Below are 14669 nucleotides of genomic sequence, written 5' to 3' on the forward strand. Positions count from 1 at the left end.
AGCTGAATAATGCCGCTGAGCATTCCGCTCTGCTCCCTCCCCCCTTGCGGGGGAGGGTTGGGGAGAGGGGTGGCCCAGCAAAAGGTCTTGGCTGCGTGCGAGGTGACGCAACAGAGGCTCGCTTCATTCGATAGCGCGTGCCGTGTGGCTACCCCTCTCCCTAGCCCTCCCCCGCAAGGGGGGAGGGAACGCGGTGTGCTTGTGGCGCGACCTTTTCCAACAGCTGTCGTAGCTACGCCCGCATCCTGGCTTTCGTGCCGGCGACGATCTGCATGGCGACGCCGGCGATCCAGCCGAACAAAGCGAGCCAGGTCCACGCCAGGTGCGGCTCGAGGCGGAGCACGATGACGCCGACGGAGGCGAGCGCGGTCAGCGTGGCGCAGAGTGTGCCGGCGGCGCTGAGGAATTCCGCGGCGTCGATCGCGCTGTGCGCGTCGTCGAAGGGCAGCTGCGGCGTGTCGATGCCGAGATAGAAGCCGACGAAGCCGAGCAGCATCATCAGCAGCAGGAAGCCCTGCGTGGTCAGCGGGGCGATCGACGATCCCACATAGGCGCCGACGAACAGCCCGCACGCCGCGCCTGCCATCGCGAGGCCCACGCGCTCGAAAACGTGGGCAGTCTTGCGAACACGAAACCGCATGGCGGGCCTCCCTGAGGAGTTGGGTGCGCGAGAGGGTAGGCCAGTTTTGCGGTGCGTGGAAGGTGAGGAGAGTTACGGATGCGTGAGGGCGCGGGATAGTGAGGGCACGATGGCCCGCGCTGCCCCCACCGCTGTCGTCCCGGACAAGCGAAGCGCAGATCCGGGATCACCACAGGGAGAGATTTGGCGAGGACTTTAAGTTGTGCAGTGGCAACTCATACCGCGCATTATAGTGAGATCACGCGGTATGGGTCCCTGCGCCCCGTGCGCAATTGCGCACTAGGCAGGGACGACAGTTGTAATTGCAGCGCCCTCTCGCGCCCTACCTTGCCCCGAACGTGGTCTTGCCGAACAGCGCCTTTTGCGTCGACGGCTGCGAGCGCCAGTATTGCGGCGGGGCTTCGACTTCGCCGCCGAGTTCGGCCGCGGCGTGCCAGCCCCAGCGGGGATCGTAGAGCAAGCTGCGGCCGAGCGCGACCATGTCGGCCTTGCCGGATGCCACGATCTCCTCGGCGTGCCTGGCTTCGGTGATCAGGCCGACGGCGATGGTGGGCAATCCGGTCTCGCGCTTGATGGCCTCGGCAAACTGCACCTGATAGCCGGGGCCGAGCGGGATCTTCTGCAGCGGCGAGACGCCGCCGGAGGAAGCATCGATCCAGTCGACGCCGCGCGCCTTCAGCGCGTTTGCGAACGTGATGGTCTGGGCCAGGTCCCAGCCGCCCTCGACCCAGTCGGTCGACGACACCCGCATGCCGACCGGCTTGTCGTGCGGGAACACGCTGCGCACCGCGTCGTAGATCTCCAGCGGAAAACGCATGCGGTTTTCGAGCGAGCCGCCATATTCGTCGGTGCGCCTGTTGGAGATTGGCGACAGGAACTGATGCATGAGATAGCCGTGCGCGCCGTGCAGCTCGATCGCGTCGATGCCGAGCCGGGCAGCGCGCTTGGCGCTGTCGACGAAGGCCTCGCGGATGCGCTTCAGGCCCGCGGCATCGAGCGCCAGCGGCGCGGCCTCGCCTTCCTTGTGCGGCAGCGCCGACGGCGCCACCGTCTGCCAGCCGCCCGCGCTCTGCGGAATGAGCTGGCCGCCGTCCCAGGGCCGCGCGCTGGAGGCCTTGCGGCCGGCATGGGCGAGCTGCATCGCGATGGCCGTCGAGGAATGCTTGCGCACGGAGGAAAGGATCTGCTTCAGCGCGGCCTCGCAGGCGTCGCTGTAGAGCCCGAGACAGCCCGGCGTGATGCGGCCGATCGCCTCCACATGGGTCGCCTCGATGCAGAACATCGACGCGCCCGACAGCGCGAGGTTGTTGATGTGGGTGAAGTGCCAGTCGGTGGCGACGCCGTCGTCGGCCGAATACTGGCACATCGGCGACACCACGACGCGGTTCTTCAGCGTCAGGCCGCGCAGCTTGATCGGGGAAAACAGGGCGCTCATGCGGGGAGTTCCGGGGGATGGAGGAATGGAAGCGATTGCATGAAGTTTAGTAGCCCTACGGCGAATTGCCAGCTGCGCGGCGGACATGCCCGCCCGCGGCGCCATGCATTGCGCGCGTCATATGATCACAAGGCGGAGATGCCCCGGTTGTCGCCGAAAACTCCGCTGTCATCCTGGGGCACGCGCTTCGCGCCCCTACTCCAGCTCCTCGAACCTGCCCGGCACGGGCTTGCCCATGCGGATGCGGCCGTCGGGCAACAGCTCGCCATCGGCTTCGGCCGAGAACTGGATCGTGTTGCCGCCGCCGTCGCGCTTGCTGACCTTGCCGAGCGGCCCGAGCTTGTCGGCGAGCGCGGTGTCGTCGAGCACGAACACGCGGTACTCGGTGAGGTGAAAACGGCGCGGCGCCTGCCATGTCAGCGCGGGCACGGATGTGCGCATGTCGCCGTCGGTCTTGATGTCGACGCTGTGGCCGGTCACGTCGCGGAACAGATCCGGCCCGGCGACCAGCCGCGCGCGGCCGCCGTCGATGGCGTAGAGATTCAGCGTGACGATATGGCGCTCGCTGCGGAACGAGACCGCGACGGTGCGCGAGTCCTGCGACCAGGCGGCGTGGAAGGCATCCGGCGCCGAGTCCAGAATGTTGTCGTCGTTGACATTGTCGAGCGTCATCAGCTGACGATGGCCGGGCTCAGCCATCAGGTAGATACGAAAGCCTTCGCTCCCGGACTCGCCGCCGCCATGGGCTGCGACGGACAGCTTCCCGTTCGGCGCACGGCCGCCCTGGATGATGGCGTATTCGTTCTTTCCATACCGATGCTCGGCCGTGGCGAAGGCCGGCGACAGCGCGGCGAGCGTGAAAATGAGGGCGAGGGCGAGGATGGCGCGGCAGGGCATGACGGTTTGTCGGAGAAGGGCGAGCGGACGTTCACTCCACCAGCGTGAACTGCAGCAGCAGGGTGCGCTGGAGCATCGAGAAATTGTCATCCGACACCAGCGTCAGCACAGTCTCGCCCTCGGGCGTGACGTGGGCGTCGATGCCTTCCATGTTGTCGACCTCGTGGCCGAGATCGGCGGCGAACAGCGCAGGGCCGTCGACCAGCGCGTTGGGCGCGATGGATTTCAGGGGGATCGACCGAATGCGGATGTTGATGCCGGTGAACCAGGAGAATTTGCGTTCGAGGATGAGAAGCTCGCCGGACGGCAGCAGCACGGCATCGCTGATGTCGAATTTTTCGGTGCGGCGGACGCTGAACTGGCCGGGCGACGGACCGCCGATCAGGAACGCGACCAGATTGCCGTCGGCATCCAGCCCGCGCTCGGAGAAGGCGATCAGGGTGCCTGCCAGCGGCTGGCCTTTCGGCACGACGACCATCGCTTCGAGCCCCTTGTTGGAGGGCAGCTTGCGCACGGCGGGCGGCGTCGGCAACACCTCGCCGCGGGCGCGCGTGCCGCCTTTGGCGAAATCGAAGCGCAGGATCTGGTTGACGCGCTCAAGCCCGACATAAACGACATTGCCGTCGCGCGCGAGCGACTCGGTGTCGTACCAGAACCGCTTCTCCGTGATCGGCCGGCCCTCGGAATTGAGCATCGGGGACGCCTCGACGTCGTCGAGCCCGATCATCTTGCCGCCGGAATAGCGGATGCTGCCGGTGAACCAGCCGCCCTGGTCGGAGATCGCGAGGAAGCGCTCGCCCTTCGCATCGAGCCGGATGGCGGACAGGCCGCCGAAGCCGCGATAGGGCGAGGTCAGCACCAGGCCGCTGCGATATTGCAGCTGACCGAAGCGCACGCGCGAGCGGTCGCGCGGCTCGAAATTGGGAATCGGCCGCGCGTTCACCTCGACGCTGACCGGCTCGGTGACGGCGTGCTCGATCTGCGCGGTGCGCGGCGGCGGCTCGGTCGTCGGCTGCGCCTGCGCCAGTCGGGAGAGTGCGAGAGTGGAAAATCCCGCCGCCGCGTGGCCAAGAAAGCTGCGGCGGGACGATTGCGCGCTCACGAATGCAATTTGCGTCGCGGGCGACCGGCCTGATGCGTGGGCGCGGTGTTGGTCTCGCTGAACAGCTCGGCGAGCTTCTCGGTGATGGCACCGCCGAGCTCTTCGGCATCCACGATCGTCACCGCGCGGCGATAGTAGCGCGTCACGTCATGGCCGATGCCGATCGCGATCAGCTCGACCGGCGAGCGGGTCTCGATCTCCTCGATGATGTGGCGCAGGTGCCGCTCGAGATAGTTGCCGGGATTGACCGACAGCGTGGAATCGTCGACCGGCGCACCGTCGGAGATCATCATCAGGATCTTGCGCTGCTCGGGCCGGCCGAGCAGGCGCTTGTGCGCCCAATCCAGCGCCTCGCCGTCGATGTTCTCCTTCAGCAGACCCTCGCGCATCATCAGGCCGAGATTCTTCCGCGCGCGGCGCCAGGGGGCGTCGGCGGACTTGTAGATGATGTGACGGAGATCGTTGAGGCGGCCGGGATTGGCCGGCTTGCCGGCGGCAAGCCACGCCTCGCGCGATTGCCCGCCCTTCCAGGCGCGCGTGGTGAAGCCGAGGATCTCGACCTTGACGCCGCAACGCTCCAGCGTGCGCGCCAGGATGTCGGCGCAGGTCGCGGCGACCGTGATCGGGCGGCCGCGCATCGAGCCGGAATTGTCGAGCAGCAGCGTCACCACGGTGTCGCGGAACGTCGCCTCCTTCTCGTGCATGAAGGACAGCGGGTGATAGGGATCGGTCACCACGCGGGACAGCCGTGCGGGATCCAGAATGCCCTCTTCGAGATCGAAGTCCCAGGCGCGGTTCTGCTGCGCCATCAAGCGCCTCTGAAGGCGGTTGGCGAGGCGGGCGACGATGCCCTGCAGATGCGCGAGCTGCTTGTCGAGATAGGCGCGCAGGCGCTCCAGCTCGTCATGGTCGCAGAGGTCTTCGGCCGCGATGACCTCGTCGAATTTCGGCGCGAAGGCATGATATTCCGGCCCGCGCGGCTCGTTCTTGCCGTGCGCGTTCGGACGCGTCGCCTCGCCCGGCGTCTCGTCGTCGCCGAGCTCGCCGTCGTCGAACGTGTCGGAGGTCGAGGCCTGCGCGCTTTCCATCGCGCTCTCGCTCATCTCTTCGCTGGAGGCCTGCGCCTGGTCGGCGCTCATCTCCTGCGCGGCGTCGGAATCGGGCGAGCCTTCGGCGCCGGACTGGTCGTTGTCGCCGTCGCGGTTTTCCTCGTCGTCATCGTTGTCTTCGCTGTCGGCGCTGCGCTCGTCGCCGAGTTCGAGCGCGGTCAGCAGGTCATGCACGGCGTCGCCGAACCTGGTCTGGTCCTCGACCAGGCCATCGAGCCGGTCGAGCCGCTTGCCGATCTTGTCCTCGAGAATGGGCCGCCAGAGATCGACCATCTTCTTCGCCGCCGTGGGCGGCGCCATGCCGGTCAGGCGCTCGCGCACCAGCATCGCCAGCGCATCCGCCAGCGGCGCATCGGCACGGTCGGTGATTTCGTCGAACTTGCCGCGATGGAAATGATCGTCGAGCATCGCGCTGAGGTTTTTCGCAACGCCCGCCATGCGGCGCGCGCCGATCGCCTCGACGCGGGCCTGCTCGACCGCCTCGAACACGCCGCGCGCCTGCGGATTGCCGGGCATCAGCTTGCGATGCAGCTTTGCATCGTGACAGGCGATCTTGAGCGCGATGGAGTCGGCGTGGCCGCGCACGATCGCAGCGTCACGCTTGGTCATCTTGCGCGCGGGCTCGGGCAGCCGCGCTTTGCCCGGCGCCAGACCAGGGCGCTCGGCAGCAAAACTGACCTCGAGCTCCGGCGACTTCGCGATCGCCTTCAGGCAGGAGGCCACCGAGCGCTTGAACGGCTCGGTCGGGGCTTCCTTGGTGTTACGGAATTTGGAGTTGGATGATGATGTGCTCATAGCGACTTCGTAAACGAGTGGCGCGTCACGCCGCCGGGATAGCCCTTGAGGGTGCCGAACTCCTCGTACCCGCAGGAACGATAGAAGCCCGGCGCCTGGAAACTCATCGTGTCGACATGGGCCTGGATCGCGCCCTGCCGTCTTGCCTCGTCCTCGATCGCCGCGATCAGCTTCGTGCCAAGACCCTTGCCGCGCTGCTTCTGGTCGATCCAGAAGTACTGGATGAACAGAACCGTGGCCCACAGGTGTCCGACGATGCCGCCGACGATCTTGCCGCGGTCTTTCAGCGAGACCGCGATGCTCCTGACCTTCTGCTTCCCGAACTGCTCGTCGTTATAGGCGCCGAGCCCGGCGAGCACAGCCTTCTTGGTGGTCCCAATGGTGCGCTCGACGGTGATGTTTGGCATGGTCTAGCTGAGCGCCACGTTGACCGCCGATTCCGGCAGCTCCGCGTTGAAGCAGCGCTGGTAGAACTCGGCGACCAGGGGACGCTCGAGCTCGTCGCACTTGTTGAGGAAGGTGACCCGGAACGCGAAGCCGATATCGCCGAAGATATCGGCGTTCTCCGCCCAGGTGATCACCGTGCGCGGGCTCATCACCGTCGACAGATCGCCATTGGCGAAGGCGTTGCGGGTGAGATCGGCGAGGCGAACCATCTTGTTGACGATGTCGCGGCCCTCCTGGGTGCGATAGTGCTTGGCCTTGGCCAGCACGATCTCCACTTCCTCATCATGGGCGAGATAGTTCAGCGTGGTGACGATCGACCAGCGGTCCATCTGGCCCTGGTTGATCTGCTGGGTGCCGTGATAGAGGCCCGAGGTGTCGCCGAGGCCGACCGTGTTGGCGGTCGAAAACATGCGGAACGCCGGATGCGGCTTGATCACCTTGTTCTGGTCGAGCAGCGTCAGGCGTCCGGAGACTTCCAGCACGCGCTGGATCACGAACATCACGTCGGGACGGCCGGCGTCGTATTCGTCGAACACCAGCGCGATGTTGTGCTGGAGCGCCCAGGGCAAAATGCCGTCGCGGAATTCGGTGACCTGCTTGCCGTCGCGGACCACGATGGAGTCCTTGCCGACGAGGTCGATACGGCTGATGTGGCTGTCGAGGTTGACGCGCACGCAGGGCCAGTTTAGGCGGGCAGCGACCTGCTCGATATGGGTGGATTTGCCGGTGCCGTGATAGCCGGTCACCATCACGCGGCGGTTGCGGGCGAAACCGGCGAGAATGGCAAGCGTGGTGGCACGGTCGAAGCGGTAATCAGAATCGACTTCGGGCACATGAGGATCGACTTCGGAATAGGCCGGGACTTCAAGATCGCTGTCGATCCCGAACACCTGGCGCACCGACACCTTCATGTCGGGCAGACCGGAAATTTCCTCAACTTTGGACAGAGCGGCGGTCGTCATCAATCCTCCGAGGCCCCGGGCGATCCCGAGACCAGTTATTTGCACGTTGGCTGCGGCTGGGTGCGGTTGCGAACTTATCAGAGACAACGTGCCGGCAGAAGCCCGCGCCCCAATCAAAGTTCCATTGTCTTTTCATTTAGATAGGCAAGGAACGCGATTTTTGGAGGGCTGCCTTGCGAATCGCGCTCGAATTTCGGGCGGGAGGCGTGGCCTGCCCACGCGAATGGCACTTTTACCGCGTGCACCTACTTATGTAGGGTCCGAACCCCGTTGCTCCAGCCCCCCACGAAAGACGACGTGACGTCCTTTCTCGATCCCCTCATATCCTTCGTTTCAGCCCATGTATGGCTGGCCTATCTGACCCTGTTCCTGGCGGCGCTGCTCGAAGCCGTTCCGGTGGTGGGATCGGTGATCCCCGGCTCGACCATCATTCTGGCGCTGAGCGCGCCGGTTCCAGGCGGGGAATTGAAGCTGCAATGGGTGCTGCTGGCGGCGGCAATCGGCGCCGTGCTGGGCGACGGCTCGGCCTACTGGATCGGGCACCGGCGGCAGCGCGAAATCCTCAACACCTGGCCGCTGACCAACTATCCGCGGGTGGTTGCCGAGAGCGAAAGCTTCTTCCACCGCTTCGGTACCTGGGCCGTGTTCTTCGCCCGTTTCGTGCCGCCGATCCGCGCCTTCGTGCCCGTCACCGCCGGCGCGCTGGGGATGACCCCCGCGAAGTTTTATGCCGTGAATATCCCGGCGATCCTGGTCTGGGCTCCCGCGCATGTGCTGCCGGGCGTGCTGGCGGTATCGGCCTTTCACCAATATTTCGGCGTGCCGCACCATGGGCATCCGTTCAAGCACATCTGGATCTTGATGGTGGTGACCGTGGCGATCATCGGCGGCCTTGGCATCTGGTACTACCGCCGCCGGCAGAACGGCCTCGCCGCGACGTCCAAGCCGCGGGCTTAGTGCGCCGGTGTCGTCCCTGCCTAGTGCGCAATTGCGCACGGGGCGCAGGGACCCATACCGCGTGATCTATCGATTGCGACCGGCGGGAGTACCGAACGACCAGTCGTCGCCAAACCGCTCCCTGGGGTTATGGGTCCCTGCGTTCGCAGGGACGACAGCGGAGGACGACGCGCTCGCAGAGAGATTCTAACTAGCCCTTCGTCCCGGCGCCGGTCCGACATAGCGCGCCCGCGGGCGGATCAGCTTGCCGAACTGCAATTGCTCGCTGGCGTGCGCGATCCAGCCGACGCTGCGGGCCATGGCGAACAGCGCGAGCTCGCTGCCTAGGGGCAGGCGCAGCGCGTGCACGAGGACGGCGAGCGCGTAGTCGATGTTGACGAGCTCGCCGGTCGCCTCGACGATCCGCTCCGGCACTTCGCGCGTGAATTTGCGCGGCGCGCCGGCACGCGCCAGCGCGTTCAGCAGCGACTGCGCGCGGGGATCGCCGCGCTTGTAGACGCCGTGGCCGAAGCCGGCAAAGCGCTCACCCAGAGCGACGCGCTCACGGACCATCGGGGCGACATCGCGATCGACCAGCGCCTTGACGAGCTGCGAGGCCAGCACGCCGGCGCCGCCATGCTTCGGCCCTTTCAACGCGGCGAGGCCGGCGATGACGGAGTCATAGAGGTTGAGGCCGGTCGATGCCGCGCAGCGCGCGGTGAAGGTCGAGGCGTTCAGTTCGTGATCGGCGAGCAGCACCAGCGCGCGGCGGATGAGGTCGGGCGCGTGCTTGTTGTCGGGCGCCCAGGCCTTCGCGATCTGCTGGTGCAGCGGCTCGGATGACGGCTCGGCGTTGAGCATGGTCGCGACCAGGAGGCGGACAATGCGCCCGCCGACCATCGCGCGGCCATCGGGCGCGCGGGTGAAGGCACGGGCGTCCGCGCTGGTCGCGAGCGCCAGCACTGCGATGGCACGGTCGATCGGCGCGGCGCGGCGCGCGGCCTCAGCGATCGCGCGCATCTCGTCGGAGATCTGGGGCTGATTGTCCGGCGTGAAGGGATCGACGTCGGAGACGTCCCACAGCAGCGTCGCCGTGTGCTCCAGCGTGTCGTTCTCGGCGAGATCGACGCAATTGACGCCGCGGTAGATCGCGCCCTCCTCGGTGATGGTCGAGATCTCCGTGTCCATGACAGGCAGGTCGGCATCGAAGCTGCGCAGGCCGCGCGGCTCCGGCGACGGCACGCGGCGCTCCTTGAGCGCGCGGACGTCCTCCGCCCGATAGCGGTTCTTGCGCGAATCCGGCGTCGGCTCGGAGCGGATCAGGCCACGGCTGACATAGGCGTAGAGCGTGGCCGGCGAGATCGCGAGCTCGGCGGCAGCTTCCCGGGCCGACAGATAGAGTTCCTCGGAATTATTCATATTGATTTATGTAATCAAGATTGATCAATCTGTCGAGAGGCCTGATTTTCTCCTGGTGCAGTGCAAAGGAGATTGGGTCATGAACACCCACCTCACTAAAAGCCAGATCGGGCTGGACGGCGTTCCCGCGGCCGAGACCGTGCTGAGCCATGTCGACGGCGAGCGCGGCGAGTTGATCATCGCCGGCGAGCATGTCGGCACCCTCGCAAGCCAGTCGAGCTTCGAGGGCGTCACCGCCCGGCTCTGGAATGGCGCGAGCAAGACCACGCTGAGCGAAGCCAATGTGCGGGCGAGCCTGGGCGCGGCGCGCGAACGTGCGTTCGCGCGGTTGCCGGAGCTGTTGCCGGCGACACGCGGCATGGGCATCGTCGACGGGTTCCGCGCGGCGGTCGCGGGCCTGCGCGCGGAGAACGGGCTGGAACATGAGGCGACGATCGTCGGCGCGTTTCCGGTGATCGCAGGCGCGCTGGTCCGGCGCGCCAAGGGGCTCGAGCCGGTCGCGCCCGATCCGAATGCGAGCCATGCCGCCGATACGCTGCGGATGCTGCGCGGCGCCTCACCGGAGCCGCGCGAGGTCGCGGCGCTGGACGCCTATCTCGTCACGGTCTGCGACCACGGCATGAACGCGTCGACCTTCACCAACCGCGTGGTGGCATCCACCCAGGCCGATCTGTTTGCCGCCGTCACCGCCGGATACTGCGCGCTGACCGGCCCCTTGCACGGCGGCGCGCCGGAGCCGGTGCTCGAAATGCTCGATGCGATCGGCTCCGGCGAACGCATCAAGCCATGGGTCGATGCGGCCCTCGCCCGCGGCGAGCGGCTGATGGGCTTTGGCCATCGCGTCTATCGCGTGCGCGATCCGCGCGCCGACGTGCTCAAGGCCGCGATCGAGCGGCTTTCGGCTGACGGTGCCGACCTGCCCTTTGCCGGCGAGGTCGAGGCCTATATCCGCAGCGCGCTGCGCAAGAAGAATCCGGACCGGCCGCTGGAGACGAACGTGGAGTTCTTCACGGCGATTCTGCTCGATGCTCTCGCCATTCCGCGCCAGGCCTTCACGCCGATCTTCGCCGTGGCGCGCGCAGCGGGATGGACCGCCCATGCGCGCGAGCAACAGCGGACGGGGCGGTTGATCCGGCCGAGTTCGTCATATGTGGGGGAAATGCCGAAGGCTTCCGGCGAATAGAGCAGAAGGGCACGACAGCCCGGCCGTTCACTCCGCTGTCGTGCCTCGCCCGGACGCACGATGACACGGCAGAGCCGTCGCGCGAGATCGTAATTGCGGGAACGCGCGCACGGTCCGGGCGACGACTTTGGAACATCTTTGGGTCTGGGGACTTAACCGTGAGCCCCCTCGGATCAAGATTCCAATGCTGGACCTGTTTGGACAAGCGGACGAGGCCAGGATCGGCGAGATCGCCGCAGGCTATGCCGCCAACCGGACCGAGGCCGGCACGGATTCTGAAAGACGATTCCGCGACTTGCTGCAGGCTCTGCCGGCCGCGATCTACACAACCGATGCGGAAGGCTGCATCACCTTCTTCAATCGCGCCTGCATCGATTTTGCCGGACGCATGCCGAAGATCGGCGAGATGTGGTGCGTGACCTGGAAGCTCTATCTGCCCGACGGCACGGCGCTTCCCCACGATGAATGCCCGATGGCAATCGCGCTCAAGCAGAACCGGCCAGTGCGCGACGTCGAGGCCGTGGCCGAGCGGCCGGACGGCTCCCGGATCTGCTTCATGCCTTATCCGACGCCGCTGCGCGACGAACGCGGCCGGTTGGTTGGCGCGGTGAACATGCTGGTCGACATCACGGCTCGCAAGCAGGCCGAGCAGAGGATGATGCTCCTCACCTCCGAGGTCGATCACCGTTCCAACAACCTGCTCGCAGTGGCTCAGGCGATGCTGCGGCTGACGAAGGCGGATACCGCAGAAGAGTTCCAGACCGTGTTTGCAGGCCGGCTCAGCGCGCTTGCCAACGTGCAGAGGCTGTTCTCGGCTTCGCGCTGGACCGGCGCGAATCTGAAGACCATCGTCGAGGAGGAACTCCGGCCGTACGCAAGCCGGGACGGCGAGCGGATCACGATCGCAGGAGACGACGTCCGCCTGCCGCCTACGCTGGCCCAGTCGATCGCAGTCGCGCTGCATGAACTCGCCACCAACGCCGCCAAATATGGCGCGCTGTCGAGGCCTTCGGGCAGGTTGGAGATCAGCTGGGAGACCAATGGCGCGGAGCCTCTCGTGCTGCACTGGTCGGAGAGCGGCGGTCCTCGGGTCAACGAGGCGCCGACGCGCAAGGGTTTTGGAATCGGCGCGGTCGACGGCATCATCCGGACCTTGCGCGGAACCATTACCCGGCAGTGGAGGCCGGAAGGACTGGTTTGCGAACTGTCCTTCCCGGAAGGCGTAGCCTAGGCCTCGCGGACCACCGTCTTCAGATAATTGTAGGCCTTGATGATCTCGATCAGGCGGTCTTCGGTCGACCGGTCGCCGCCGTTGGCGTCGGGGTGGTGCTGCTTGACCAGCGCCTTGTACTTGCTCTTGACGTCGGCGAGCGTGGAATCGGGGCCGAGGCCCATGACCTGGAGCGCCTTGCGCTCGGCGTTCATCACCTTGCGCGTCTCGGCCTTGGGCTCGGCCTGCGGCCCCTTCCGCCAGCCCGCGCGGCCGTTGATCTCACTGAACATGCTGAACGGATCGGACGCCATGTCGATCTCGGCTTCCGCACCCTTCTTGCCGCCATTGGCGCCCATCTTCCAGGTCGGGCGGTGACCGGTCAGCGCATCCTTCTGGTAGCGCGCGACGGCATCGGCATTCATGCCGGAGAAGAAATTGTAGTTCTGGTTGTACTCGCGCACGTGGTTCAAGCAGAAGTGCCAGTACTCGCGCTGGTTCTCGCGGCCCTTCGGCGCACGGTGCGCACCCTTGTTCTGACACCCGGCCCATTCGCAGTTGACCACGGCGTCGCGCGGCTTCACTTCCGGCTGCTTGCCTTTCGGCTTGACCCGGATGGAGTCGAAGAACTTTGATGAATCGATCGGCATGACTGACTTTGACTACGCAATGCAAAAACCTTCAAGTCTTGACATTGCAATTAGCTGGGAACCCGCAGCCGAAGTTTCACTCCGGCGTCTTCGAGGTACGGCCGCCGCGGCGGCCTATGCAATTGACGGAGTGCGGCTGCGCGCTTTAATGGCACTCATGGTTATGAAAGACACTATCAGCAACAAGTTGGAGGAAGCTTTCACGCCGGAAAGCCTGCAGGTCGTCGACGAGTCACATTTGCATGAGGGCCACGCCGGCCATCGGCCGAGCGGCGAAACACATTTTCGCGTTTATATTGTGTCTCAGGCCTTCAAAGGGAAGAGCCGGGTCGATCGCCACCGCATGATAAATTCGGCGCTGGCCGCGGAACTTGCCGGCAGCGTGCACGCGCTCGCGATCCACGCTCAGGCACCGGGGGAAGGCGGAACGTAAGACTCCGCTGTCATGCCCCGCGAAGGCGGGGCATCCAGTAAGCACTGCTGGCGAGATTCAATCGATAGGCTGCGGCGTACTGGATCGTCCGCCCCCGTGCGCAACTGCGCACAAGGCGGACGATGACACCGTGCGTCAAAACGACGTTCCCGCCCGCCTGGGCTTGGCCTCTTCCATCTCCGCGTCACGCGGCACCGGTGAAATACGGAGCGCGGTGATGCGGTTGCGTTCGCGGCGGAGGACACGGAAACGGAAGCCGTGGAACGTGAAACTCTGGCCGCGGTCGGGGATCGAGCGCGCCTCGTGAATGACGAGACCGGCGACTGTCGTTGCCTCCTCATCGGGCAGGTGCCAGTCCATGGCGCGGTTGAGATCGCGGATCGGCACCGAGCCGTCGACCACGACGGAGCCGTCCGGCTGGGCGCGCACGCCGGCGACCACGACGTCGTGCTCGTCGGAAATGTCGCCGACGATCTCTTCCAAAATGTCTTCCAGCGTCACGAGACCTTCAACCTCGCCGTACTCGTCGACGACGAGCGCGAAATGGGTTTTTCGCCGCCGGAACGCCTTGAGCTGCTCGGAGACCGGGCGCATTTCCGGCACGAACCAGGGTGGCAATGCGATGGTGGAGACGTCGATGCGCGAGGTGTCACCGTCGGATGCACGGATCGCGCGCAACAAATCCTTGGCGTGAAGCACGCCGATGATGTTTTCCGGCTTCTCGCGCCACAGCGGAATGCGGGTGTACTCGGTCGCCAGCACCTCGCGCACCAGTTCCTCCGGCGGCAGGTCGGCGTTGATCATCATCATCTCGGTGCGGTGGATCATGACGTCGGAGACCTGCAGCTCGCGCAGATCGAGCAGGCCGCCGAGCATGTCGCGGTCCTGCTTCTCGACCTTGCCCTCGTGGTGCAGCAGGTCGACCGCGCCGCGCAGGCGCTCGGTCGGCGACAGGATCGCCTGGTGCTCGCCGGCCAGACCAAACAAGCGCATCAGCAGACGGACGATGACCTCGACGATCCGCAGCAACGGTCCCAGCACATACATCGTCAGCCGCATCGGGCGGGCGACCGCAAGGGCCATGCGGTCGGGCGCGTTGATCGCGATGGTCTTCGGCAGCACCTCCGCGAAGATCACGACCAGCGCCGTCATCACGCCGGTGGCATAGAGCACGCCGACATCGCCGAACCAGGCCGTGAAGATGCTGGTGGCGAGCGCGGACGCGCTGATATTGGCGATGTTGTTGCCGAGCAGCAGCGCGCCGATCAGGCGCTCGCGCATGTCGAGCAGCTGCGAGACGACATCGGCGTCGTGGTTACCCTGCTTGGAGAGCCGCAGCATGCTGGCGCGCGAGGCGCCGGTCAGCGCGGTCTCGCTCGCGGCGAAGAAGCCCGAGACGAGCAGGCAGAGAATGACGATGGTGAATCCGAGCCAGTCCATGCACCACTCAA

General features: G+C 65.9%; 14 protein-coding genes. 4 read left to right on the top strand and 10 right to left on the bottom strand.

Annotated elements, in window-relative coordinates; all coding sequences use genetic code 11:
• Positions 1-232 precede the first annotated feature (232 nt).
• The 7 genes from J4G43_RS50055 to cobS form a co-directional block, all read right to left on the bottom strand.
• A complete protein-coding gene (locus tag J4G43_RS50055) occupies positions 233-640 on the bottom strand; it encodes a hypothetical protein (protein WP_063980635.1) in 408 nt (135 codons plus the stop codon).
• Positions 641-962: 322 nt separating this feature from the next.
• Entirely contained in the window at positions 963-2075 is a 1113-nt protein-coding gene (locus J4G43_RS50060; RefSeq protein WP_208083472.1) for an NADH:flavin oxidoreductase/NADH oxidase, read from the bottom strand.
• A gap of 195 nt (positions 2076-2270) precedes the next feature.
• The gene (locus J4G43_RS50065; RefSeq protein ID WP_208083473.1) at positions 2271-2972 is read right to left on the bottom strand and encodes a hypothetical protein; all 702 of its coding nucleotides are present in this window, start codon (positions 2970-2972) and stop codon (positions 2271-2273) included.
• Between the two features lie 31 nt (positions 2973-3003).
• Positions 3004-4074 carry an esterase-like activity of phytase family protein gene (locus J4G43_RS50070; protein WP_208083474.1) on the bottom strand — a complete coding sequence of 357 codons (1071 nt, stop codon included), beginning with the start codon at positions 4072-4074 and terminating at the stop codon, positions 3004-3006.
• Positions 4071-5978: a cobaltochelatase subunit CobT gene (gene cobT, locus J4G43_RS50075; protein ID WP_014490393.1), complete on the bottom strand. Its 1908-nt coding sequence runs from the start codon at positions 5976-5978 to the stop codon at positions 4071-4073. The genes J4G43_RS50070 and cobT overlap by 4 nt, the downstream gene beginning before the upstream one ends.
• Positions 5975-6385: a GNAT family N-acetyltransferase gene (locus J4G43_RS50080; protein ID WP_028149462.1), complete on the bottom strand. Its 411-nt coding sequence runs from the start codon at positions 6383-6385 to the stop codon at positions 5975-5977. The genes cobT and J4G43_RS50080 overlap by 4 nt, the downstream gene beginning before the upstream one ends.
• Positions 6386-6388: 3 nt before the next feature.
• Positions 6389-7387 carry a cobaltochelatase subunit CobS gene (cobS, locus tag J4G43_RS50085; protein ID WP_063980631.1) on the bottom strand — a complete coding sequence of 333 codons (999 nt, stop codon included), beginning with the start codon at positions 7385-7387 and terminating at the stop codon, positions 6389-6391.
• Positions 7388-7684: 297 nt separating this feature from the next.
• Here cobS and J4G43_RS50090 point away from each other — a divergent pair, with 297 nt between their 5' ends.
• The gene (locus J4G43_RS50090; protein WP_208083475.1) at positions 7685-8344 is read left to right on the top strand and encodes a DedA family protein; all 660 of its coding nucleotides are present in this window, start codon (positions 7685-7687) and stop codon (positions 8342-8344) included.
• 186 nt (positions 8345-8530) lie between these two features.
• Here J4G43_RS50090 and J4G43_RS50095 read toward each other — a convergent pair whose 3' ends face one another.
• Positions 8531-9742: a citrate synthase family protein gene (locus J4G43_RS50095; RefSeq protein ID WP_063980630.1), complete on the bottom strand. Its 1212-nt coding sequence runs from the start codon at positions 9740-9742 to the stop codon at positions 8531-8533.
• Between the two features lie 79 nt (positions 9743-9821).
• Between J4G43_RS50095 and J4G43_RS50100 the strand changes: the two genes are divergently transcribed.
• Together J4G43_RS50100 and J4G43_RS50105 are read left to right on the top strand one after the other, a co-directional pair.
• Positions 9822-10925, top strand: coding sequence for a citrate synthase/methylcitrate synthase (locus J4G43_RS50100; protein ID WP_208083476.1), 1104 nt, complete (start codon positions 9822-9824; stop codon positions 10923-10925).
• 184 nt (positions 10926-11109) lie between these two features.
• The gene (locus J4G43_RS50105) at positions 11110-12156 is read left to right on the top strand and encodes a sensor histidine kinase (protein WP_208083477.1); all 1047 of its coding nucleotides are present in this window, start codon (positions 11110-11112) and stop codon (positions 12154-12156) included.
• Here the strand turns inward: J4G43_RS50105 and J4G43_RS50110 are convergent.
• Positions 12153-12785, bottom strand: coding sequence for a J domain-containing protein (locus tag J4G43_RS50110; RefSeq protein ID WP_014490400.1), 633 nt, complete (start codon positions 12783-12785; stop codon positions 12153-12155). The genes J4G43_RS50105 and J4G43_RS50110 overlap by 4 nt on opposite strands.
• 157 nt (positions 12786-12942) lie before the next feature.
• Between J4G43_RS50110 and J4G43_RS50115 the strand changes: the two genes are divergently transcribed.
• Positions 12943-13218, top strand: a complete 276-nt coding sequence (locus J4G43_RS50115; RefSeq protein WP_408581453.1) for a BolA family protein — start codon at positions 12943-12945, stop codon at positions 13216-13218.
• A 135-nt stretch (positions 13219-13353) separates the two neighbouring features.
• Here J4G43_RS50115 and J4G43_RS50120 read toward each other — a convergent pair whose 3' ends face one another.
• Positions 13354-14658, bottom strand: a complete 1305-nt coding sequence (locus J4G43_RS50120) for an HlyC/CorC family transporter (protein ID WP_063980627.1) — start codon at positions 14656-14658, stop codon at positions 13354-13356.
• Positions 14659-14669: the final 11 nt, after the last annotated feature.

The sequence above is a fragment of the Bradyrhizobium barranii subsp. barranii genome, assembly GCF_017565645.3.
Lineage (GTDB): Bacteria > Pseudomonadota > Alphaproteobacteria > Rhizobiales > Xanthobacteraceae > Bradyrhizobium > Bradyrhizobium barranii.